Here is a 23,212-nt window from a genome sequence, read left to right on the forward strand (position 1 = left end):
CGGCCGCCTCGGGAGCGATTGCGGCCATCGTACGTCGTGCAATGCCTGACGTGCGTGCACCACATGTGCCACATGCGTTACCTGCTCGGCCTGCGTTACCTGCAAAGGGCGCGCCGCTGGTCGTGGGCGCAGCACGCGCGGCACTTGTGCTGTTCTGCACAGGCGGCATGCTTGCAACGTCGTGGAGCGCCTACGCGGTTGCAACGCCTGCCGTGGCGGCCAGCAGTACCGCCGCGCCGGCCAGCGCACCCGCCACCCGATCGGCGTCGAGCGCACCGGCTCCAGAGGGTCTGGCTTCGACCGCTGCCACTCCCGCAGAAGGCGCCAGCAACCCCAGCCCGGGCACCAGCAGCGCAGCCAGTGCCGCGCACGCGCCCTCGGCTACCTCGTCGGCGTCGGCGACGTCTTCAGCACCCGCGTCCGCATCAGCCGCCTCGCCTACGCCCCCGGCAACCGCGAAGCAACCAGCGCACCCCGCCAGCGCCGCTACCACCGACAACCGGCCGCCTCCCTACACCCCACCGCCGCAGCAACTGCGCTTCGGCAGCTACGCGGTGTTCCGCAACCTGATTCCGTCGCCGCAACTGGAAGCCCAGGCCGCTGACGAGTTCCAGCAGATCGTCTACGGCGCACAGCACGCCGATCGCCTCTACCCGGACACCGACCCACGTGTGATCCGCGTGCAGACCATTCTCGACAAGCTGATTCCCTATTCGTTGAAGTGGAATGAACGGGCAAAGAACTGGAAGTGGCAGATCGCGGTAGTGCGCTCGCCCGACATCCGCATGTACTGTCTGCCAGGCGGCAAGATCGTGATCTACAGCGGCATCCTCGATCGCGCACGCCTGAACGACAACGAACTCGGCATGCTGCTGGGCCACGAAATCGCGCATGCCCTGCGCGAGCATGCGCGGGAGCGCCTGGGCGAGCAGCAGGCGGCGCAGCTCGATTCGTCCGGTACGATTCCGCAGCTATTCGGACTGGCCGATCTGGGCGCCCCGGTGCTGGGCATCGGCTCGCAGCTGGTCGAGATGAAATACACGCCCACTGATGAAACCGAAGCCGACGTGATCGGCAGCGACATCGCCTCACGCGCCGGTTACGATCCGCGCGCCGCGATCACGCTGTGGGACAAGCTGGCGGCGGTGACGCACAGCAGTCGCAATCAGGGCTATATCTACGTGCACCCGTACTCGCCTGCACGCCGCGCGGATCTCATGAAGCGCCTGCCGGACATGCTGCCGCTCTACGCAAAAGCGATCGGCAAGACGGTCGATGAACTGCCCGACTATGCGGGCATCGGCCGTCCGCGCCGCGTGCCGGTTCGCGGCGACTGAACGTTGGCGACCTAAGCCAGAAACGCGCTTACTTCTTCGGCTTCGTCAGCTTGTGGTCGTAGTCGACCGTCAGCGGCGCGTGATCGCTAAACTTGATGTCGCGGAACACGTCCGTGCGCTTCGCCTTCGCGGCAATGCCCGCCGTGGCGATCTGATAATCGATCCGCCACCCCACGTTCTTCGCATACGCCTGACCGCGATTGCTCCACCACGTGTACTGCTCAGGCCGCTGATCCAGCGTGCGAAACACATCGACGTAACCCACTTCGTCGAACAGTTTCGTCAGCCACTCGCGTTCTTCCGGCAGGCAACCTGAGTTCTTCTGGTTGCTCTTCCAGTTCTTGATGTCGATTTCCTTGTGGACGATGTTCACGTCGCCGCACACGATCACTTCGCGCTCTTTACCCAGTTCCGCGAGGTGCGGCATGAACTCGTCCATGAAGCGGAACTTGGCCTGCTGACGATCCTCGCCGCTCGACCCCGATGGCACATACACCGAGACAACGGAGAGTTTGCCGAAGCGCAGTTCAACATAGCGTCCTTCGGGATCGAACTCCTCACTGCCAAAGCCGATCACCACTTCATCCGGCTCGTGACGCGTGTACACTCCGGCGCCGCTGTAGCCCTTCTTCACCGCATGCTGAAAGTAGCCGGTGAAGTTGTGCGGGGCGAGAAACTCGGGGGTCATGTCGTCCTGCGAGCATTTGATTTCCTGCACGCACAGCACGTCTGCTTTCTGCTCACCGAACCATTCGAAAAAGCCCTTCTTCGCCGCAGAGCGGATGCCGTTCAGGTTGGCGGTAATCACACGCAACATGTCGTTCCTTTATTGTCGATTCGTTGTCGAGGCTTGCTTAGCCCGTTTATCTTGCTGGTCTGGCAGAGCGCGAGGCCGAAGCCTGCGCGGCTCTCATTCCACTTTCACGCCTTTGAGCGATTCCTTCGCGGGCGGGTACTCGAGCTTCAATCCTTCGAGGGTACGCAGCAGCAATTCCGCGACCATCACGTTGCGATGCGTCTTCGAATCGGCGGGGATGATGTACCACGGCGCGTAAGGCGTCGAGGTGGCCGAGAGGGCATCGTGATACGCCGTCTGATACTGGTCCCACTGCTTGCGCGCTTCCAGATCCGAGACGTCGAATTTCCAGTGCTTGGTGGGATCGTCGATGCGCGCCTGCAAACGCGAACGCTGCTCGTCCTTCGAGATGTGCAGCATGCATTTGATGATGGTCGTGCCGTTGTCGGCCAACAGAGCCTCGAAATCGCGGATGTGGCTGTAGCGCTTTTCGCAGGCCGCCTTGTCCAGTTGACCCAGCACGACCGGCACGAGCACATCTTCGTACTGACTGCGATTGAAGACGGTCAGTTCGCCGGCGGCGGGCGCCTGCGAGTGCACGCGCCAGAGAAAATCGTGCGCCAGCTCGTCAGGCGTCGGCGCCTTGAACGGCACGATGCGCAAGCCGAGCGGATCGACGTCGCGAAACACCCCGCGAACTGTGCCGTCCTTGCCGCTCGTGTCCATGCCCTGCAGCACCAGCAGCACGCGCTGCAGGCGCTGTGCATGCAGGCGCTCCTGCAACGCATCGAGCTTCGCGCCGATTTCTGCAAGGCGGTCGCGGTCACCGTCTTTCGACCCGGTTGAAAACGGCTTCGCGCCCGGATCGAAATCGGTGAGCGCGAATTTCGCAATCTTCTTGTCGTCGAAGTACGGCACGCGGAAATCGTCGAGTTCCGGCTTCTTCGCCATGCATTGTCTCCAGAGGCGCGTTCAAATGCGGCGCCAGCAAAAGGAAACGGGCCGCTGCCCCACTCTCGTCCGGCAACAGCCCGTTATGACCGAAGCCGCGCACCGATCCGACGACGCGCGCTCCGGCATGTGCATCCTATCGCTCAGGACAGCTTTTTCTTCAGCAGTTCGTTGACCTGCTGCGGATTCGCTTTGCCCTTGGTGGCCTTCATCGCCTGGCCGATCAGCGCATTGAACGCCTTTTCCTTGCCGGCGCGGAATTCCTCGACCGATTTCTGGTTGGCCGCGAGCACCTCATCGATGATCGCTTCCAGCTCGCCGGTGTCGGAGATCTGCTTGAGACCCTTCGCTTCGATGATGCGATCGGCAGCGGCTTCGTCGGTGGCCTTCTCGTCCCAGATCGCGACGAAGATTTCCTTCGCGATCTTGTTCGAGATCGTGCCGTCGGCAATGCGCTGCAGCAGCAAAGCGAGTTGCGCTGACGAGACCGGGCTGTCGGCGATGTCGAGACCTTCGCGGTTCAACAACGACGACACTTCGCCCATCATCCAGTTGGCTGCGACCTTGGCTTGCGCCGGGCCCACTTTCGCCACGACTGCTTCGTAATAGGCGGCCATCGCCTTGCTCGAGGTCAGCACACCCGCATCGTACGGCGTCAAACCGTACTGTTCGACAATGCGCTGCTGGATCGCCACCGGCAATTCCGGCATCTCGGCCTTCACGCGCTCCACCCATGCCGCGTCAATGACCAAAGGCATCAAATCAGGATCTGGGAAATAGCGGTAATCGTGCGCATCTTCCTTGCTGCGCATCGAACGCGTTTCACGTTTGTCCGAATCGTAGAGACGCGTTTCCTGCACCACTGTGCCGCCGTCTTCGATCAGTTCGATCTGACGGCGCACTTCGTACTGGATCGCTTCTTCGAGGAAGCGGAACGAGTTCAGGTTCTTGATCTCGGCACGCGTGCCGAATTCCTTTTGCCCGACCGGTCGCACCGACACGTTCGCATCGCAGCGGAACGAGCCTTCCTGCATGTTGCCGTCGCAGATGCCAAGCCAGGTAACGAGCGTATGCAAGGTCTTCGCATAGGCGACCGCTTCGTCCGCGCTACGCATTTCCGGCTCGGTGACGATTTCGAGCAACGGCGTGCCGGCGCGGTTCAGGTCGATCCCCGTCATGCCCTCGAAGTCTTCATGCAGCGACTTGCCTGCATCTTCTTCGAGGTGAGCGCGCGTCAGGTTGATGGTCTTCTCGTACGCTTCCTTGCCGGCTTTCTCGTTCGCAGGCACCTGAATCGTGACCTGCCCGCCTTGCACCACAGGAATCTCGTACTGGCTGATCTGATAGCCCTTTGGCAGATCGGGATAGAAGTAGTTCTTGCGCGCGAAGATGCTGCGCGGCGCGATTTTCGCGCCGATAGCGAGGCCAAGTTCGATCGCCCGCTGCACAGCGCCGCGGTTCATCACCGGCAGCGTGCCCGGCAACGCGAGGTCGACGGGGCAAGCCTGCGTGTTGGGTTCCGCGCCGAACTGGGTGGCGGCGCCCGAGAAAATCTTCGAGACGGTCGACAGTTGCGTGTGCGTCTCGAGACCGATCACGACTTCCCATTGTTTGGTCATGTGTTCACACTCCTGCCGGTGCCTGGCGATGCCAGTCGGTCGCGCGCTGGAACGCATCCGCAACCTGCAGCATGCGGGCTTCGTTGAAATAGTTGCCGATGATCTGCAGACCTACCGGACGTTGCGCATTGGCGCCCGCGCCGAAGCCGCACGGCACGCTCATGCCGGGCAGACCCGCGAGGCTCACCGACAACGTGTAGATATCGGCCAGATACATCTGCACCGGATCGTCGCCCTTGGCACCGAGATCCCACGCGACCGACGGCGCCACCGGCCCCATGATCACGTCGCATTGCTTGAACGCTTCCTGGAAGTCGTTTGCGATGATGCGGCGAATTTTCTGCGCCTGCAGGTAGTACGCGTCGTAGTAGCCGTGCGACAGCACGTAGGCGCCCACCAGAATGCGGCGCTTTACTTCCGGGCCGAAGCCTTCGGCGCGCGACTTCTTGTACATGTCGAGCAGATCGCGGTACTCCGCGGCGCGGTGACCGTAGCGCACACCGTCGAAACGCGACAGGTTCGACGATGCTTCGGCCGGGGCGATCACGTAGTACACGGGGATCGACAGCTCGGTTTTCGGCAGCGTCACCTCGACCAGCGTGGCGCCAAGCGCTTCGTATTGCTTCAGCGCGGCATCGATCGCGGCGCGCACGTCGTCGGCGAGGCCCGCGCCGAAGTACTCCTTCGGCAGGCCGATGCGCAAACCGGCGAGCGGCTTGCCCGCGGCATTACCCGCAGCATCGGCCGACCAGCTCTGGCCGAGATAGCGCGTGTAGTCTTCGTCGTCGCGCACGAGGCTGGTCGAGTCGCGCTCGTCGAAACCGTGCATGGCGTTGAGCAGCAGCGCGCAGTCCGTGGCGCTGCGCGCCATCGGACCACCCTGATCCAGCGACGACGCGAACGCGATCATGCCGTAGCGCGACACGCGGCCGTAGGTCGGCTTGATGCCGGTGATGCCGGAGAACGACGCCGGCTGACGGATGGAACCACCCGTATCCGTGCCGGTTGCCGCCGGCGCGAGACGCGCGGCCACGGCAGCCGCCGACCCACCCGACGAACCGCCCGGCACCGCCTTCGTATCCCACGGGTTCTGCACCGGGCCGAAATACGAATTCTCATTGGACGAGCCCATCGCGAACTCATCCATATTGGTCTTGCCGACGCACACCATGCCGGCGCGCTTCAGACGGTCGACCACGGTCGCGTCGAACGGGCTCGCGTAATTGGCGAGCATCTTCGAGCCGGCGGTGGAGCGCCAGCCGCGCGTCACGAACACGTCTTTGTGGGCGATCGGCAGGCCAACCAGCGGACCGGCGTGGCCGGTGTGCAGCAGCGCGTCGGCGGCTTTGGCCTGCTCGAGGGTGAGATCGGCGTCGACCTGAACGAAGGCGTTCAGGCTCTTCGCTGCGTCGATCCGCTTCAGATAAAGCTGCGCCAGTTCGACCGCGGAGCATTCCTTCGCAGCGAGGGCGGCACGCAGTTCGGTCAAGCTTTTTTCATGCATTGCGTTTTTCCTGAAGGGTATGGCAGCGCAGCAACCGCCGCGCGCCGCGCCCGTGTTTTTATTCAATCACCTTCGGCACCAGGTACAGCCCGTCCTGCACAGCAGGCGCGGGACGCTGGAATTCGTCGCGCTGGACGATTTCCGTCACTACGTCTTCGCGCAGACGCAGTGCAACATCCTCGATCTGCTCGATCGGATGGGCGAGCGGTTCGATGCCCTTGGTGTCGACGGCCTGCATCTGCTCGACAAGGCCAAAAAAGTCGTTGAGCTGGGCAAGCGTGTGCTCAGCTTCGGCGTCGGCCAGTTCGAGGCGCGCAAGATGCGCGATGCGCTTAACATCGGTCAGGGTCAGAGCCATGCGGTCACCGGAAAATGTAGCGAACTGTCACAGCGCGGAAAAACAAAGCTGTAACAGCGGGTTACGACACTGGAGGAGGCCCTCGAAAAAGGGGCCAGCGGTGGCAAAAAGTGCCAACCGTTTCCTTTAAATCAAGCAAAATTATAAGGTATCATTACGCGTTCGACCCAAACCCGGACCGACTTACCAGGACCTTTCTGGTCATTTCCCACAAAAATGATTCGGAGATAGATGCGGTCTTGTTCGTACCTCCGGTAGATTCCCTCGCAGCTTCAAGTCTCTGTGGCGCAGTATCCGCCCGGTTGAAGCTGTTATTTTTTCCGCTGCCGCCCTACGCAATGTTGCGAGGCCAGGCCCCAAGCGAGACAGGATTTTGAATGTTCGGTTTTTTGCGCAGCTACTTCTCTAACGATCTGGCGATTGACCTTGGCACTGCCAACACGCTCATCTACATGCGTGGCAAAGGTATCGTTCTCGATGAACCGTCAGTTGTGTCTATCCGCCAGGAAGGCGGTCCCAACGGCAAGAAAACCATTCAGGCGGTCGGCAAGGAAGCCAAGCAGATGCTTGGCAAGGTGCCGGGCAACATCGAGGCAATCCGCCCGATGAAAGACGGCGTGATCGCCGACTTCACCGTCACCGAGCAGATGATCAAGCAGTTCATCAAGACCGCCCACGAATCGCGTATGTTCTCGCCGTCGCCGCGCATCATCATCTGCGTGCCGTGCGGTTCTACTCAAGTGGAACGCCGCGCCATCAAGGAAGCGGCTCACGGCGCCGGCGCCTCGCAGGTTTATCTGATCGAAGAGCCGATGGCTGCTGCCATTGGCGCCGGTCTGCCGGTTTCGGAAGCCACGGGCTCGATGGTGGTCGACATCGGCGGCGGCACGACGGAAGTCGGTGTCATCTCGCTTGGCGGCATCGTCTACAAGGGTTCGGTGCGTGTCGGTGGCGACAAGTTCGACGAAGCCATCGTCAACTACATCCGCCGCAACTACGGCATGCTGATCGGCGAGCAAACCGCTGAAGCGATCAAGAAGGAAATTGGCTCCGCGTTCCCAGGCTCGGAAGTCAAGGAAATGGAAGTGAAGGGCCGCAACCTGTCGGAAGGTATCCCGCGCAGCTTTACGATCTCCAGCAACGAAATCCTCGAAGCCCTCACCGATCCGCTGAACCAGATCGTATCGTCGGTGAAGATCGCGCTCGAACAGACGCCGCCGGAACTCGGCGCCGACATCGCCGAGCGCGGCATGATGTTGACGGGCGGCGGCGCACTGCTGCGCGACCTGGATCGTCTGCTGGCGGAAGAAACCGGCTTGCCGGTGCTCGTCGCCGAAGACCCGCTGACTTGCGTCGTACGTGGCTCGGGCATGGCCCTCGAGCGCATGGACAAGCTCGGCAGCATCTTCTCGTACGAGTAAGCGGGAGCCTGGCTCCATGTCAGCAGCGCGAATCGGACGGCTAGCCTTCTTGGGGTTGGCCTGTCCTAAGCTGGTTCATCCAGCCACCGCGCACTGACGCGCGCTTTCGCGCCGCAGTCATACCCAACCGCTCACGCCCCCGGCGCCGACCATGGAATACAGTCCGCCGCCTCTGTTCAAGCAAGGCCCCTCCGCACTCGCACGGCTGATTTTCTTCGTGCTGCTTGCGTTCGTCCTGCTGATCTCAGATGCGCGCTTCAGGACGCTCGAGATCGTCCGCGGCATGTTGGGAGCGGGCCTGTATCCGTTGCAACGTGCCGCGCTCGTGCCGCGCGACATCTTCATGGGCGCGGCGGATCTGGCGGTGACCAGCGCGACGCTGCGCGGTCAGAACGACGAGCTGCGCAAGAAGAACCTGCAACTCTCGCTGCAGGCCAATACGGCATCGGCATTGGCGGCCGAGAACGAGCATCTGCGCTCGCTGCTGCAACTCTCGCAGCGCATGACGACCCAGTCGATTCCGGCCGAAATCCAGTACGACACGCGCGACCCGTTCACGCAGAAGGTCATCATTGGACGTGGCTCGCAGCAAGGCATCCAGAACGGTTCGCCGGTCGTCAATGAGGACGGCGTAATCGGTCAGGTCACGCGCGTGTTTCCGCTGCAGGCGGAGGTCACGCTTCTCACCGACAAGGACCAGGCGGTGCCGGTGCAAGTCGTGCGCACGGGCCTGCGCAGCGTGATCTACGGCACACCGAAGGGCGATACGCTCGATCTGCGCTTCGTGCCGATCAGCGCGGATCTACAGACTGGCGACGAACTGGTGACGAGCGGCCTCGACGGCACCTATCCGCCGGGGCTGCCGGTCGCCAAGGTCGTACGGGTCGACAAGCTGGCCGACACCGCCTTCGCCCACGTGGTCTGCCTGCCGGTTGCGCCGGTGCGCGGTGCGCGCCAGTTGCTGGTGCTGCATTATGTGAACACGGTGCCGCCTCGTCCGGCTGACGAACCTGATGCGGCCAGCGCAGCGAAAGAAGCAAAGGCGAAGAGGGGCGCGAAGTCCGCGGAGAAACCCGCGGACAAGAACGCTAAGGCTGCCGCTCCGGCCTCCGCGGCAGCGGCTGCTGCAAAGCCGGCCTCGGCGGCAAAGCCAGCCTCGGCAGCAAAACCCGCTCTGGCAGAAGCGGAGAAAAAGGGTGCCGACGCGAAGCAGGCCAGAGAAAAGAAAGCGGCGGCTGAACGTCTGGCCGCTATCCGGGCCGCTACCGGACGGTCGGCCTCGGGATCGGCCGCCGCCGGGTCGCCGGCCGACGGAAAGCCGGCCGCAGGCGCGACGAAACCGGCCACGGGGGGGATCGACGAATGAACCGCCCTCAGTACATCCTGCAACCGGTCAACCCGTACTTCATCTCCTTCAGCCTGGCAGCCGCTTTCCTGCTGAACCTGATGCCGTGGGGACGCCTGATTGGCGTGCCTGACTTCGTCGCGCTGGTGCTGCTGTTCTGGAACGTGCATCAGCCGCGCAAGGTCGGCATGGGCATCGCCTTCCTGCTCGGCATCCTGATGGACGTGCACAACGCCAGCCTGCTCGGCGAGCATGCGTTGGCGTATACGCTGCTGTCGTACGGCGCCATCACGATTCACCGGCGTGTATTGTGGATGCCAATGGGCGTGCAGACCTTCGCCGTGATGCCTTTATTGGTCATCGCGCAACTTGTGCCGTTCGTCATCCGTCTACTGATGGGCGCGGCTTTTCCGGGCTGGGGCTACCTGATCGACGGGTTCGTCGAAGCAGCCTTGTGGCCCGTTGCAAGTGTGCTGCTGCTAATGCCGCAGCGCCGTCCGGCCGATCCGGACGACACCCGTCCCATTTAGCGCAACGCGCACATCGAGCCCCTCCTTGAACACGCTAAAGATGTTGCAGACGCCAGGCGATGGTTCGCGGAGTTCGCTCGACCCGCACAGCACTTCCCTGCCGGCCACGAGCGCCAGCCGGACACTCTTACCTGACGGCCGTTTCGCGGCCTTTTGATCGAAAGCATGGCAGCCGAATTCAAGGACACTCAACAACAGCTCTCGAAGTTCCGCCTGCGAGTCGCGGCGGCGGGACTGTTCGTGTTCGTCTGCTTCGGGCTGATTGTTTTCCGCTTCCTGTTCCTGCAGGTCTGGCATTACAGCAAGTACTCGCTACAGGCTGACGAGAACCGCATCTCGGTGGCGCCGATCGTGCCCAATCGCGGCATCATCACGGATCGTAACGGCGTCGTGCTGGCGAAGAACTACTCTGCCTACACGCTGGAAATCACGCCGTCGAAGCTCAACGACACGCTCGACAACGTCATCGACAATCTCGCGACCGTCATTACCATCGACGCCCGCGACCGGCGCAACTTCAAGAAGCTGCAGGAAGATTCGAAGAACTTCGAGAGCCTGCCGATCCGCACCCGCCTCACCGACGACGAAGTCGCACGTTTCACCGCGCAGCGCTTCCGCTTCCCGGGCGTCGAAGTGCGCGCGCGTCTGTTCCGTCAGTACCCGCTTGGGCCGACGGCGGCGCACGTGATTGGGTATATCGGGCGCATTTCGCAGCGCGATCAGGACCGCATCGACGAAGCCAGCGACGAGAACGACAAGGATCCGGATCACTACGATCCGCGCCTCGACGCGAACAACTACAAGGGCACGGACTACATCGGCAAGATCGGTGTGGAGCAAAGCTACGAGACCGAACTGCACGGCCAGACCGGTTTCGAGGAAGTCGAAGTGACGGCGGGTGGCCGCCCGGTGCGCACCTTGTCGCGCACTCAGGCGACGCCGGGCAACAACCTCGTGCTGTCGCTCGATATCGGCCTGCAGCAGGTCGCCGAGCAGGCGTTTGCGGGCAAGCGCGGGGCGCTGGTGGCAATCGAGCCGTCGACCGGCGACGTACTCGCGTTCGTTTCCGCGCCGAGCTTCGATCCGAATTCCTTTGTAGACGGCATCGACCAGCAGACCTGGGACGAGCTGAACAACTCACCCGATCACCCGCTGCTGAACCGTCCACTGCACGGCACCTATCCGCCGGGCTCGACCTATAAGCCGTTCATGGCGCTCGCCGCGCTGACGCTGCACAAGCGCACGCCGAGCTGGGGCTTCCAGGATCCGGGCTTCTATACGTTCGGCGGGCACACGTTCCGCAACGACGTGCGTTCGGGCCAAGGCTGGATCGACCTGAACCGCGCCATCGTGGTGTCGAACGACACGTATTTCTTCATGCTGGCGCACGACCTGGGCGTCAATGCGATCGCCAATTTCATGAAACCGTGGGGCTTCGGCCAGCTCACCGGTATCGATATTGCCGGTGAAGCGAAGGGCATTCTTCCGTCCACCGAATGGAAGCGCAAGGCCTACCGCAAGCCTGAACAACAGCGCTGGTACGAAGGCGAGACGATCAGTCTCGGGATCGGTCAGGGCTACAACTCGTTCACTATCCTGCAGCTCGCCCATGCGGTCGCCACGCTCGCCAACAACGCCGTCGTGATGAAGCCTCACCTGGTGAAGGAAGTCGAAAACCCGATCACCAAGGACACGCGCCTGACCGTGCCAAAGGACGATGGCCGCATCGACGTGCCGCAGAACGATATTGATATCGTCAAGCGCGCGATGGTCGGTGTCGTGAACAGCGGTACCGCGTCGAAGGTTTTCATCGGCGCACCTTATCAGGCGGCCGGCAAAACCGGTACGGCCCAGGTGTATTCGCTGCAGGGCGCCAACTACAAGGGCCACGCAATCCCTGAAAATCTGCGTGACCACGCGCTCTTTATCGCATTCGCGCCAGCAGACAATCCGAAGATCGCGCTCGCGCTGATCGTCGAAAACGGCGGCTGGGGTGCGGAAGTCGCTGGCCCGATCGCGCGTCGCGTGCTCGACTATTACCTCGTCGACCGGCAGAAGCCGGGCGCCGAAGCGGCAGCTGTCGCTGCGGCGGCTTCGGCAACGGCGGATGCGTCGGCACCGGTCATCGGCGCAGCGCCGACTTCCGTCGAGATCTCGCAACCGGCTTCGGTTGCCGCTGGCTTCACGCCGTTGCCGATACCCGGCGCCGCTTCGAATGCGGCCGGGGCGTCTGCGCCCTCTGCGGCGTCGGCCGCCTCGGACGTGACACCTGCAGCGCCGGCCGGCCCGGTAGTCGCAGCACCTGCAGATAAGGGAGCGGGCAAGGCAGGCACCAAACCGGTCGCCGCGACGGCAGCCGATGCCTCTGCTCCGTTCGTCGCCACAACGACGCTGGATGACCCTGCCTCGGCACCCGCGAAAACGCCCGTGCCGCGCAAATCCGGTCCGCGTCATCCGCGCCCGGCGAGCGATTCGGCGCCGAGCGCCGCCGCGCCGTCGCGCGACGACAGCATTCAGCCCACGTCACCCCGCCAGCCGGTCTCCGGCGGCATCGACGAGTAAGGAGAAAGGCATGCAATTCGACAAGCGCGCCTGGCTCGATCGCATCAAGAAGATGTTCATCGGCTTCGACCGTCCGCTCGCGCTGGCGGTGTTTCTGCTGATGTGCGTCGGCATCGTCACGCTGTACAGCGCCACGCTCGACATGCCGGGCAAGGTCGAAGACCAGTTGCGCAACATCATGCTGACCTTCGTGCTGATGTGGGCGCTCGCCAATGTGCCACCCACCACGCTGATGCGCTTCGCGGTCCCGCTTTATACCTTCGGCATCGCGTTACTGGTGGCGGTGGCGCTATTCGGCCTCACGCGCAAGGGGGCGAAGCGCTGGATCAATGTCGGCGTGGTGATCCAGCCGTCCGAGATCATGAAGATCGCCACCCCGCTGATGCTCGCGTGGTACTACCAGCGCCGCGAAGGCGTGATGCGCTGGTACGACTTTCTGGTAGGGCTTCTGATTCTCGCCGTGCCGGTTGGCCTGATCGCCAAACAGCCTGACCTCGGGACCGCGGTGCTGGTGTTCGCAGCGGGTCTGTTCGTCATCTATTTCGCGGGTCTGAGTTTCAAGCTGATCGTCCCTGTGCTGGTTGCGGCGGCGATCGCGGTCACCTCGATTGCGGTGTTTCAGGACAAGATCTGCCAGCCCGAGGTGCAGTGGCCGCTGATGCACGATTACCAGAAGCACCGCATCTGCACGCTGCTCGATCCGACTTCCGATCCGCTCGGCAAGGGCTTCCACACCATTCAGGCAGTGATCGCGATCGGCTCTGGCGGCCCGCTCGGCAAGGGGTGGATGAAGGGCACCCAGGCGCACCTGGAATTCATCCCTGAAAAACACACCGACTTCATTTTCGCGGTGTTCTCCGAGGAATTCGGGCTCGCGGGTGGGATCGTGCTGCTCGTGCTGTATATGGCGTTGATCGCGCGCGGATTGTACATAGCGGCCAACGGCGCCACGCTATTCGGGCGATTATTGGCCGGCTCGCTAACGATGGCCTTTTTCACCTACGCGTTCGTCAACATCGGCATGGTGAGCGGGATCTTGCCGGTGGTCGGCGTGCCGCTGCCATTCATGAGCTACGGGGGCACGGCGTTGATTACGCTCGGGGTTGCGACCGGCCTCATCATGAGTGTCGGGCGACAGAAGCGGTTGATGCAGAGTTAAACGAAGAAGGGGCGCAGATGCGCCCCTTCTTCGTTTGCGCGTTTAAAGGCGCTGAGCCTGTGCCGCGCTACTGCGGCTTCGCCTCGTGCTCGTCGCGCAATTGCGCACTGAGTTGCTGGTACTTGAGCTTGGCCGCCGGATCGCCCTGCGCCGCCGCCGCGGCATAGTAAGCGCGCGCCACGTTCAGGTTCTTGTCCACACCATCGCCACCGCGCTCGTAGAACGAGCCAGCCACGTACTGCGCCGTCATGTCGCCGCCTTGCGCGGCCTTCTTGTACCAGACGAACGCCTGGCGATTGTCGCGTGCCGTGCCGCGGCCATCCAGAAACTGGTTCGCCAACGCCAGTTCGGCCTGCACGTGCCCCTGCTGCGCGGCCTTCAGAAACCAGCGATGCGCCTCGGCCGGATCGCGGCCAACGAATTCGCCATCGTCGTACATCTTGCCGTACACATACTGCGCGTGGGACATGTTTGCGTCGGCGGCCTTGCGCAGCCACTTCTTGCCCTCATCGACGTTGACCGCCGTCCCCTCACCGTTGAGCAGCATCATCGCGTAGTTGAATTCGGCGAGCCGGCTGCCGTGCTCGGCCGCCTTGTGGAACTCGCTGAGCGCGGGACCGAAGTTGCCCGCGTTATAGTCCGCGACCGCGGTCTGCGTTTCCGGATCCGCCTGAGACGGCTTGTCCTGCGTGTTCAGTGCAGCGGATGCCGCGAACGCAGCACAAATGGCGACAACGCCCACCGCAGCACGCACGGCAAACTGCGAAACACCCTTCATGACCTCACCTCCTGCAGCGCCTGGCGCGTCGCGCGCAGCAGCCAGACGACATCAGCTGCCACCGCGATAAAACGAAAACCCGCCTCGCGATACTGGCGCGCGCCGGCGGAATCCATGGCAAAAATGCCGGTCGCAATCCCGGCCTTGTTGGCCGCCGCCACCACATGGCTCATCGCAGCCTGCACCTCGGGATGCTTCGAGTCGCCCAGATGGCCGAGGCTCGCGGCGAGATCGGCGGGTCCGATGAACACGCAGTCGACGCCCGGCGTGGCGGCGATCTTCTCCACTTCGTGAACGGCCTTCGCGGATTCGATCTGCACGATCGTGGCGATCTGCGCGTTCGCGTTCTGCACGTAGTCGCGCCGCATGCCGTACGAGCCGGCTCGAACTGCACCCGCAACGCCACGCAGGCCGTCGCGCGCGTCGGCGGTCGGATATTGGGTGAGGCGCACGGCGTGCGCAGCTTCCTCTGCGGACTCGATATTCGGAAACATCAGCGTACGGGCGCCCGCGTCGAGCACGCGCTTGACGAGCCATCCTTCGCTCGCCGGCACACGCACGACCGGTTCGCTCGGCAGGTGCGCCGCAGCAATTGCGCGCAACTGACCGGTGACGTCGCCGCTGTCGTTAGGCGCGTGCTCCATGTCGATCAGCAACCAATCGTACCCGGCGTGCGCGAGCGCCTCGGCGGCGCTTTCGCTGCCGAGCGAGAGCCATAACCCGAAAAGCGGTTCGGCTTCCGCGAGACGTTGTTTGAGGGGATTCGTAAGAGTGCTCATGAGCGTACCCCGCGGCGATGCACAAGAGCGCGTGAGATACGGCAGAGGAAGCTGGTGCTGCGGGCTGGGTGCCCACTTTGCAGTGCGGTGACCGGCATGTCTCGCTCCAGGTGGTTATCGAAACGATCATACCGTGACAATAACGCGGCCGCTGGAGCGCCGAACACGTGCCGCGTAGTTGCCAGACTACTGGCGCGTGATTGCCACGCGATTGCCCGCTTGTTGCTGGCTCGATGACGCTCGCGCGCCGCTCAGTCGCGCACCACGTCGGCCCAGCAATTCGGTGTCTCGTAGAGACGCACCTTGTGCAAACGCAGATTCACGCCGTAGTGCGCGTCGTAGACATTCGCGAGCAGTTCGAACGCGATCGCGGCGAGATTTTCGACGGTGGGGATGCGATCGAGCACGACGGTCTTGTGGCCCTGCATCGAATCCAGAAAGCCGCGCACCTGCGTGTCGCCTTCATAGACGAGAAACGCGTGATCCCACTTGTCGACGAGGTGTTCGACGGCGAGCGACTTCACGTCCGCGAAGTCCATCACCATGCCGCGATCGGGCGCGCCTTCCGTTTCGACCAGATCGCCTTGCAGCGTTATTTCGAGCACATACCTGTGCCCGTGCAGATTGCGGCACTGGCTGCGGTGATCGGGGATGCGGTGGCCCGCGTCGAATTCGAGTTTTCGGGTAATCGTCAGCACGGCGAATCAGGGAATGTTCAGATACTTGTGGGTCTGCATCGACAGGCGCCATTGCGGATGGCGTTTGCACCAGTCGATCGCGAGTTTCGTGTTGATGTCGCGCGACGGGCCGTCCATGGGCTGGACGAGGAAATATTCGAAGTCGAGCGCCGCATATTCGGACAGACGCTGGTTGTCCTGCGGAATCACGACTTTCAGTTCGTTGCCTTTGGTGACCACCAGCGGTGCGTCCGCCTTCGGGCTCACGCAGATCCAGTCGATCGTCTCGAGCACTGGCAACGAGCCATTGGTCTCGATAGCAATCTCGAAACCAGCGGCGTGCAGCGCATCGACGAAAGGCTGATCCATCTGCAGCATCGGCTCGCCGCCGGTACAGACGACAAAACGCTCGCCTTCACCTTCGGGCCACTGCGAGGCGATCATCGCCACCAGGTCTGCGGCCGTGCGGTACTTGCCACCGTTCTCGCCGTCGGTGCCGACAAAGTCCGTATCGCAGAAGCGGCACACCGCGTCCGCGCGGTCTTCCTCGCGCCCCGACCACAGATTGCAGCCGGCGAACCGGCAAAACACCGCCGGACGTCCGGCATTCGCGCCCTCGCCCTGCAATGTGTAGAAGATTTCCTTGACCGCGTACGTCATGCTGCTTTCTGCCTGGCGCCGCAGGGACGCCTGATTAAGGTTGCCGCCGCCCCATGCATCACCAGGTGGGCGGACGGATCAAACGGGTGCTTCAGTGACCTTCTCGCCGGCCAGGTAGGCCTCGTAGCCGCGCTTGCGCAGACGGCACGCCGGACATTCGCCACAGCCGAAACCCCACGCATGCAGCTCAGCCCGCTCGCCGAGGTAGCACGTATGCGTCTCGATGCGGATCAGCTCGACCAGTTCGTCGCCGCCCAGCTCGTGCGCGAGACGCCACGTATCGGCCTTGTCGAGCCACATCAGCGGCGTTTCCAGCAGGAAGCGCTGATCCATGCCGAGGTTGAGCGCGACCTGCAGCGCTTTCATGGTGTCGTCGCGGCAATCGGGATAGCCCGAAAAGTCCGTCTCGCACATGCCGCCTACCAGCACCTGCAGACCGCGCCGATAGGCAATCGCCGCAGCGATCGTCATGAACATCAGGTTGCGGCCCGGCACGAAGGTGTTCGGCAAACCGTTGGCCGCCGCTTCGATCTGGATCTCCCGCGTCATCGCGGTGTCGCTGATCGAACCGAGCACCGACAGGTCGATCATGTGATCGTCGCCGAGGCGATCGGCCCACGCCGGAACGGCCCGCACGACAGCGTCGCGAAAGCCCTCACGGCACTCCAGTTCGACCCGATGCCGCTGCCCGTAATCGAAGCCGAGCGTCTCGACCGTTTCGTATCGTTCGAGCGCCCAGGCGAGGCACGTGGCCGAGTCCTGACCGCCGGAAAACAGCACCAGAGCGCTACTCTTAGCGTCTTTACGGATCACCGTGAAACTCCGTGAATGATGAGTGCCACGTCGCGCTGCGCGGTGTGCGCCATGCAGCAACGCGGCGCGACGCGTGCCGGCGTAACAGCCGGCTCAAGCAGTATAGGCCGCGCCATCCTTGCCCAGAGTCGCTGGCGCTTATACCGCTGATCGTCGGACGCAGGGGTTCGTGCGCGATGCAGCAAGGCCCTTAAGCCCGTGCCAGATGCCACCCCTAAAAACAAAAGGACTTGTCAGACGAACGCGCAAGTCCTTGAACTGGCGCGATTTTATCACGCGCCGCACAACGCCGCCCCGAGCCCGCACCGCGTCCATTGCACCGGCGTCGCGTCGCCGCAGACCGTGCGACCGGTACCCATCAGAAAAGGAAAAGCCCCAGGAATCTTGCGAGTTCCTGGGGCTGAATCCTGGTGGCCTGGGACGGAATCGAACCATCGACACGCGGATTTTCAATCCGCTGCTCTACCAACTGAGCTACCGGGCCAACGAAGAAGCGAGAGTATATCAAAGGGTCTTCTACCGCTCAAGCCCCCTTCCCAAAATTTTTGCCGAAGCGCCCGCCCAGCTTGCGACAGCGTCCGCCTTACTCCCCTTTGTTCTTGCCGAGATCGACGCCGAGCTGCTTCAGCTTGCGATACAGGTGCGTGCGTTCGAGCCCCGTCTTTTCGGCCACGCGCGTCATGCTGCCGTTCTCGCGCGCGAGGTGATATTCGAAGTACGCACGCTCGAACGCGTCACGCGCGTCGCGCAGCGGAATGTCGAACGAGATCGACGCGGTTTGCGCGGCCAGCGTGCCGCTGCCGATGCCGTCGCTGGCGAGCGTCGGCAGCGAAGCAGCCGAGGCCACCGCGGACGGACTCGTCGGCTGGGCAGGCTTCGCCGCGGCACCAGGTGCCGCAGGCGCCGGGTTGCCGCGCGCGAGCCCCTGTTCGACCGCCTTCAGCAGCTTCTGCAAAGCAATCGGCTTCTCGAGAAAGTTGAGCGCGCCGATCTTGGTGGCTTCGACTGCCGTGTCGATGGTGGCATGACCGGACATCATGATCACCGGCATCGTCAGTTGCCCCTGCGCGGCCCATTCTTTGAGCAGCGTGACGCCATCGGTGTCCGGCATCCAGATGTCGAGCAGCACCAGGTCGGGTGCCTGGCGCAGCCGGAACTCACGCGCTTCCTGCGCGTTCTCCGCCGCCTCGACGACGTGCCCTTCGTCGCTCAGGATCTCCGAGAGCAATTCCCGGATGCCCATTTCATCATCTACCACCAGGATGGTTGCCATTTACGCTGCCCTTGTCTGCACTGTTGCTTTTGTCATTCCCTGCGACGCGTTGCCATGCGCCGTTCGCGGCCCTGTCCCAGGTGCCGCAGCATCATCGTCTGCCAATTGAAGAAAGAGGATCGAAATCTGCGCACCCTCGATCACATCGCCTGCTTTCAAACGGTTGCGAATGTCGATACGCGCGCCGTGCTCGTCGACGATCTTCTTGACCATAGCGAGGCCGAGCCCTGTTCCTTTGGCCTTGGTCGTCACGTAAGGTTCGAATGCACGCGTCAGAATGCGTGCGGGGAAGCCCGGTCCGTTGTCCGATACGGTCAGACGCACCGCGACGCGCACTTTGCCTTCCGCGTCGGGATCGCCATATTCTACTGTCCTCGTCTCGAGCAGCACACGAGGATGCTCGATCTCCGATACCGCATCCTGCGCATTCTGCAGCAGGTTGTGGATCACCTGGCGCAATTGCGTCGCATCGCCGCGGATCACCGGCAACGTGGCCATCTCCACGTGAATCGCGCTCTTGCCTTCTTCGATGCCGTAAAGCGTGAGCACTTCACTCACCAGTTCATTCAACTGCAGGTTCGCGAGCACCGCCGGCGGCGTGCGCGCGTAGTCGCGGAAGCTGTCCACCATCTGCTTCATCGCCGCCACCTGATTGACGATGGTGGTCGCGCCGCGCTTGAGCACGTCGGCGTCGGACGGCGCGAGCTTGTCCGCCAGCTTCATCTGCAGACGCTCGGCCGACAACTGGATCGGCGTGAGCGGATTCTTGATTTCGTGCGCAAGACGCCGCGCCACCTCTCCCCAGGCGATCGAGCGCTGCGCCGAGATCACATCGGAGATGTCGTCGAACACCACCACGTAGCCCGAGGTCTGCATGTCTTCCGCATCGCGGTCAGTGGCCGAGACGAGACGCGCGCCGCGCACCAGCAACGTCAGCGGTTCCGTTTCGCCGGGAACCTGCACCGAGAACTGCTGCTGCCAGTGACCGCGGTCGTCGTGACCATCTCCGCTGGCGGCTTCGCGATCGGCAAAAGCCTTACGCACCATCGCGCCGAAATCGCTCAGCACGGTAATGCGGTCGAGCGCAGCACCGAGCGCCGACTGGAACTGCTGACGGAAGATCCGCTCGGCACCACGATTCGCGGTGGTAAGCCGGAACTGCCGGTCGAATACGAACACGCCCGCGGTCAGGTTGGCGAGAATACTCTCGAGATACGCCTTCGAATGCTCGAGTGCGATCCGGTTGTTTTCCACCGCCGCGCGCGCCTCGGAAAGCTGTCGCGTCATCGCATTGAACGACTGCGTCAGGAAGCCGAGTTCGTCACGCGACTTGATTTCGCGTTTCGGCGTGTAGTCGCCCTCGGTCACTTCCTTCGTCCCCTGCGCAAGCAGGAACAGCGGTCGCGCGAGCTGATTGCCGAGCGCGAGCGCAAGCATCATGGCGATGAACGTCGCGAGGAACAGCGCGAGCGTCAGCGTGCCGATGTACATCTTGCGCAGACCCGTGCGGCCCAGCGCCTTCTCCTGGTACTCGCGATACGCACGCTGGACCGCATCCGCATTGCGCGCGAGCGACGGCGACACCGGCTGCGTCAGTTGCAAAAAGCGCTCAGTGGGCTGCAGAAGCGACGCGTTCGAATCAGGAATGCGCTGCACGATCCGCAGTCGCAGCGCACCCTTGCCACCATTCGCGTTTGGATCGCCATCTACTTCGCCTTCGATCGCGGCAAAACCGCGGCCACGAGCCTGATCGATCATCAGCGGCGTCGGCAAGTCGTTGGGGACGAGCGTCACGGAGTTGCCCGATGCCTCCGCCACCACGTTCATGCCGCTCATGCCGCGCCCCGGCTCGAGGATCATCGCGTCCTGCACGCCGAACTGGTCGCGCAAACGCAGCAGCGTCAACGTCGTTCCCGCAGCATCTGCACTGGCAAGCTGTTCGGCCATCAGGCGACCCTTGGTCTGCAGATCCGAGAGCGACGCGTCTAGCATGCCGCGCCCGAGATTCAGCCCCGAAGTCAGCGCCGTCTCGACGTTCACATCGAACCACGACTCGATACTGCGTGAGACGAACTGATACGACACGATGTAAATGATGCCGCCCGGCACCACGCCGACCAGCGCCATGAAGAACGCCAGCTTCGCCAATAGCCGCGTGCCGAATTTACCCTTGCGCAGCCGGTAGATGATGATCAGGACGAGCGCCGTCACGACCATCAGGAAGATCAGCGCTACTGCAACGTTGGCCGCGTACAGCCATTGATAGTAACGGTCGAAAAACTCGGTGTTCGCACTCGCCGCAGCGAGCAACACCAGCAGCAGGACGGCCGTGACCGCCACCGTCGACACCAGCACGCGCACGACGATGCTGCTGACGCTGGCGGTACCGCGTACTTTATTTAGCACGTTCGGTCACCGTGAAAGTAAAACGCTTCCAGTCGGAAGAGAGATTCCAGTCGCGGTTGTTCACAGCGTCGATCTGGAATGGCTTGGGCATCAGTGCGATGTCGAGCTGCATGCGCACGGACGCGGTATAGGTTTCGCCGTTCTGCACCTGATTGCGATCGATCACATGCCACGAGGTGACATGCTGGATCACCGCCAGCGCGTCTTTCAGCGTGCTGAAGCCGAGCTGCAGGCCGCCGGTCGACACGCGGTACTCGCGCGTAAGCGGCTGAAACGACAGCCGGATGCTCTGCGACACGCTCACCGGTTGCTCGTCGAACCAGTACCAGCGCGGCCGGCTCAGTTCGAAATCGGTCGTGAAGTAGAGCGGGATGCCTTTGTTGACGGCATCTTCGAGGTTGCTGTTGAGTTCGAAGTCAAACCGCGCATCGAGGCTCCAGCCGCCGCCATCCGACTGCAGCGACGCGCGCTGTACCGCGATCGAATCGGCGTACGCCGCGTCCGGCGCGCTCAGCCAAAAGGCCAGCACAATCCAGAGCACGGCCACGAGCCGAAGCGGAAAAAGGCGTTTGATGGTCACCGTTTCTGAAAGCGCGCGTAGAAAAATCCGTCGTGATCTGGGTTCGAGCCGGCGTCCGGTTCAGCACGGGAACCGTCCGGGGCGCTGGCAGGCGCGCGGGCCGCTTTGGGCAGCAGTTGCCCCGGCGCGTCCAATCGTACCGCATCCTGGTACTTGTCTCCAAACCACTGCGCCTGCAATTCACCCTCATCGGGAAAGATCGAGCACGTAACGTAAAGCAACTCGCCGCCTGGCTTCACCAGCGGCCAGAGCGCGGCCAGAATGCGCCGCTGTTCGGCGACGAGCGCCGGGATATCGGAGGCGCGGCGCAACCAGCGGATGTCCGGATGGCGTCGGACGATGCCCGAGGCCGAACACGGCACGTCGGCCAGAATGCGGTCGAAGGGGCGGTCGAGCGGGTCGTGCCACTTCGCCGGAGCGCCGGCGTCGCCGATGCGCACCTCGGCGTTCAGCCCGAGCCGTTGCAGATTCTCGCCGATACGCCGTGCGCGGCTCGCGTCGCTTTCAAGCGCGATCAGTTCGAGATTGGCCAGTTCGAGCAGATGACCCGTCTTTCCGCCGGGCGCCGCGCAGGCGTCCAGCACGCGCATGCCGTCGCGCGCGCCGAGCCACTCGGCGGCGAGTTGCGCGCCGGCGTCCTGGACTGAGACCACGCCATCGTCAAAGCCGGGGATGCGGTCGACCGGCATTGGCGTCGCGAGGCGCACCGCGTGGTCGCCCACGCGGGTGGCGTCGATATGGTGGTTTTGCAAGACCTGCAGATAGGCGTCGACCGTCGAGTGGCGCGCGTTGACTCGCAGCGTCAGCGGTCCCTGTGTGTTGCCAGTTGCGAGCACGTCCTGCCAGTTGTCGGGCCACGCTTTGCGTACCGCGTCGATCCACCAGGCCGGGTAGTTCCAGCGCGCGACTTCGTCGTCCTGGGCTGCTGCGAGGAGCGATTCCCGCTCGCGCAGGAAGCTGCGGAGCACGGCGTTGACGAGACCCTTCGCGAAAGAGAACTCGCGGCGCGCGGCAATTGCGTTGACGGCCTGATCGACGACGGTGAACGGTGCATAAGCTGCGGTTTCTTCAGCGTCTGCGAGCAGGGCGAGCGCGCAGGCAAGCAGGTTGGCGACGTGCGGCGGCGGCGCCTTGCGGACCAGCCTCGCGATCAGCCAGTCAGCCGTTGCCAGGCGGCGCATGGTCCGGTAAGAGATGTCCTGCACCGCGCCGCGTGCTGCGGCGGCGCTGCCTTCAGGAGCCGACACGAAGACCGACTGCAGCGCGGCGGGAAGCGCCGAGCCGAGTCGCACCGCGCCCACGGCCTGGGCCGCGCAGTCGAGCGCAAAACCCAGCGATTCTGGCGCGAGATGCAGGGCCGACAGGCGCGATTCGCGAGGACGCGGCGAAGGCGAAACAGGACGCGTGGAAGGCTTTGAAGTCATGAACCAGGGCAAAGGCAGGCCGCACGGTGCGCGCGGCGCAAACAGCGGACATTGTAGCTTGGCGCGGTCGGTGGGCTGGTTGGGGGCGCACGGCGGGGGGCGCGCGATGGGACTGGCTTGATGCGTGGGGTCTTGATCTGCTAATGAAAAAGGCGAGCCCGTTGGAACTCGCCCTTCTCGGTTGTTGCCCGGCTTGTTGCCTGGCAGACGTCAACGGGTGCCGGTTGGCGCTCGTGCACG

20 protein-coding genes and 1 tRNA gene are annotated in these 23,212 nt (G+C 63.3%); 6 read left to right on the forward strand and 15 right to left on the reverse strand.

Features of this window, described 5'->3' with window-relative positions; all coding sequences use genetic code 11:
• The first annotated feature begins 41 nt into the window (after positions 1–41).
• Entirely contained in the window at positions 42–1,337 is a 1,296-nt protein-coding gene (locus P3T20_RS20445) for a M48 family metallopeptidase (RefSeq protein WP_074265899.1), read from the forward strand.
• 28 nt (positions 1,338–1,365) lie between these two features.
• Here P3T20_RS20445 and P3T20_RS20450 read toward each other — a convergent pair whose 3' ends face one another.
• The 5 genes from P3T20_RS20450 to gatC form a co-directional block, all read right to left on the reverse strand.
• Complete coding sequence (locus tag P3T20_RS20450; RefSeq protein WP_074263059.1) at positions 1,366–2,154, reverse strand: exodeoxyribonuclease III; 789 nt, start codon at positions 2,152–2,154, stop codon at positions 1,366–1,368.
• A 93-nt stretch (positions 2,155–2,247) separates the two neighbouring features.
• A complete protein-coding gene (locus P3T20_RS20455) occupies positions 2,248–3,084 on the reverse strand; it encodes a polyphosphate kinase 2 family protein (RefSeq protein WP_074263058.1) in 837 nt (278 codons plus the stop codon).
• 143 nt (positions 3,085–3,227) lie between these two features.
• The gene (gatB, locus tag P3T20_RS20460) at positions 3,228–4,703 is read right to left on the reverse strand and encodes an Asp-tRNA(Asn)/Glu-tRNA(Gln) amidotransferase subunit GatB (protein WP_074263057.1); all 1,476 of its coding nucleotides are present in this window, start codon (positions 4,701–4,703) and stop codon (positions 3,228–3,230) included.
• A gap of 4 nt (positions 4,704–4,707) precedes the next feature.
• Positions 4,708–6,207 (reverse strand): Asp-tRNA(Asn)/Glu-tRNA(Gln) amidotransferase subunit GatA, encoded by a 1,500-nt coding sequence (gene gatA, locus P3T20_RS20465; RefSeq protein ID WP_074263056.1) that lies wholly within the window; start codon positions 6,205–6,207, stop codon positions 4,708–4,710.
• A gap of 58 nt (positions 6,208–6,265) precedes the next feature.
• Entirely contained in the window at positions 6,266–6,565 is a 300-nt protein-coding gene (gene gatC / locus P3T20_RS20470; protein WP_074263055.1) for an Asp-tRNA(Asn)/Glu-tRNA(Gln) amidotransferase subunit GatC, read from the reverse strand.
• A 377-nt stretch (positions 6,566–6,942) separates the two neighbouring features.
• Between gatC and P3T20_RS20475 the strand changes: the two genes are divergently transcribed.
• From P3T20_RS20475 to rodA, 5 genes are all read left to right on the forward strand, one after another.
• The gene (locus P3T20_RS20475) at positions 6,943–7,986 is read left to right on the forward strand and encodes a rod shape-determining protein (RefSeq protein WP_004189550.1); all 1,044 of its coding nucleotides are present in this window, start codon (positions 6,943–6,945) and stop codon (positions 7,984–7,986) included.
• 151 nt (positions 7,987–8,137) lie between these two features.
• Positions 8,138–9,352 carry a rod shape-determining protein MreC gene (gene mreC, locus P3T20_RS20480; protein WP_083611340.1) on the forward strand — a complete coding sequence of 405 codons (1,215 nt, stop codon included), beginning with the start codon at positions 8,138–8,140 and terminating at the stop codon, positions 9,350–9,352.
• Complete coding sequence (mreD, locus tag P3T20_RS20485) at positions 9,349–9,861, forward strand: rod shape-determining protein MreD (RefSeq protein WP_074263054.1); 513 nt, start codon at positions 9,349–9,351, stop codon at positions 9,859–9,861. The genes mreC and mreD overlap by 4 nt, the downstream gene beginning before the upstream one ends.
• A 165-nt stretch (positions 9,862–10,026) precedes the next feature.
• Positions 10,027–12,423, forward strand: coding sequence for a penicillin-binding protein 2 (gene mrdA / locus P3T20_RS20490; protein ID WP_074263053.1), 2,397 nt, complete (start codon positions 10,027–10,029; stop codon positions 12,421–12,423).
• A gap of 10 nt (positions 12,424–12,433) precedes the next feature.
• Entirely contained in the window at positions 12,434–13,582 is a 1,149-nt protein-coding gene (gene rodA / locus P3T20_RS20495; protein ID WP_074263052.1) for a rod shape-determining protein RodA, read from the forward strand.
• Between the two features lie 67 nt (positions 13,583–13,649).
• Here rodA and P3T20_RS20500 read toward each other — a convergent pair whose 3' ends face one another.
• The 10 genes from P3T20_RS20500 to rsmB all read right to left on the reverse strand — a co-directional run bounded on the left by P3T20_RS20500 (position 13,650) and on the right by rsmB (position 22,972).
• Complete coding sequence (locus P3T20_RS20500) at positions 13,650–14,360, reverse strand: tetratricopeptide repeat protein (RefSeq protein WP_074263051.1); 711 nt, start codon at positions 14,358–14,360, stop codon at positions 13,650–13,652.
• On the reverse strand, positions 14,357–15,139 hold the full coding sequence (locus P3T20_RS20505; RefSeq protein ID WP_074263050.1) for an HpcH/HpaI aldolase family protein: 783 nt from the start codon (positions 15,137–15,139) through the stop codon (positions 14,357–14,359). The genes P3T20_RS20500 and P3T20_RS20505 overlap by 4 nt, the downstream gene beginning before the upstream one ends.
• A gap of 251 nt (positions 15,140–15,390) precedes the next feature.
• Positions 15,391–15,834 (reverse strand): 6-carboxytetrahydropterin synthase QueD, encoded by a 444-nt coding sequence (queD, locus tag P3T20_RS20510; RefSeq protein ID WP_143787569.1) that lies wholly within the window; start codon positions 15,832–15,834, stop codon positions 15,391–15,393.
• A gap of 9 nt (positions 15,835–15,843) precedes the next feature.
• Positions 15,844–16,476 (reverse strand): 7-carboxy-7-deazaguanine synthase, encoded by a 633-nt coding sequence (gene queE, locus P3T20_RS20515; RefSeq protein ID WP_074263048.1) that lies wholly within the window; start codon positions 16,474–16,476, stop codon positions 15,844–15,846.
• A gap of 78 nt (positions 16,477–16,554) precedes the next feature.
• Positions 16,555–17,289, reverse strand: a complete 735-nt coding sequence (queC, locus tag P3T20_RS20520) for a 7-cyano-7-deazaguanine synthase QueC (protein WP_074263047.1) — start codon at positions 17,287–17,289, stop codon at positions 16,555–16,557.
• Positions 17,290–17,697: 408 nt separating this feature from the next.
• A tRNA-Phe gene (locus P3T20_RS20525) sits at positions 17,698–17,773 on the reverse strand.
• Between the two features lie 99 nt (positions 17,774–17,872).
• Positions 17,873–18,562 (reverse strand): response regulator transcription factor EsaR, encoded by a 690-nt coding sequence (gene esaR / locus P3T20_RS20530; RefSeq protein ID WP_074263046.1) that lies wholly within the window; start codon positions 18,560–18,562, stop codon positions 17,873–17,875.
• Complete coding sequence (locus P3T20_RS20535; protein ID WP_074263045.1) at positions 18,563–20,968, reverse strand: sensor histidine kinase; 2,406 nt, start codon at positions 20,966–20,968, stop codon at positions 18,563–18,565.
• Complete coding sequence (locus tag P3T20_RS20540) at positions 20,958–21,548, reverse strand: DUF4390 domain-containing protein (protein WP_074265898.1); 591 nt, start codon at positions 21,546–21,548, stop codon at positions 20,958–20,960. The genes P3T20_RS20535 and P3T20_RS20540 overlap by 11 nt, the downstream gene beginning before the upstream one ends.
• A complete protein-coding gene (gene rsmB, locus P3T20_RS20545) occupies positions 21,545–22,972 on the reverse strand; it encodes a 16S rRNA (cytosine(967)-C(5))-methyltransferase RsmB (RefSeq protein ID WP_074263044.1) in 1,428 nt (475 codons plus the stop codon). Before rsmB ends, P3T20_RS20540 begins: the two co-directional genes overlap by 4 nt.
• Positions 22,973–23,212: the final 240 nt, after the last annotated feature.

Source organism: Paraburkholderia sp. GAS206C, from assembly GCF_050435645.1.
Lineage (GTDB): Bacteria > Pseudomonadota > Gammaproteobacteria > Burkholderiales > Burkholderiaceae > Paraburkholderia > Paraburkholderia phenazinium_B.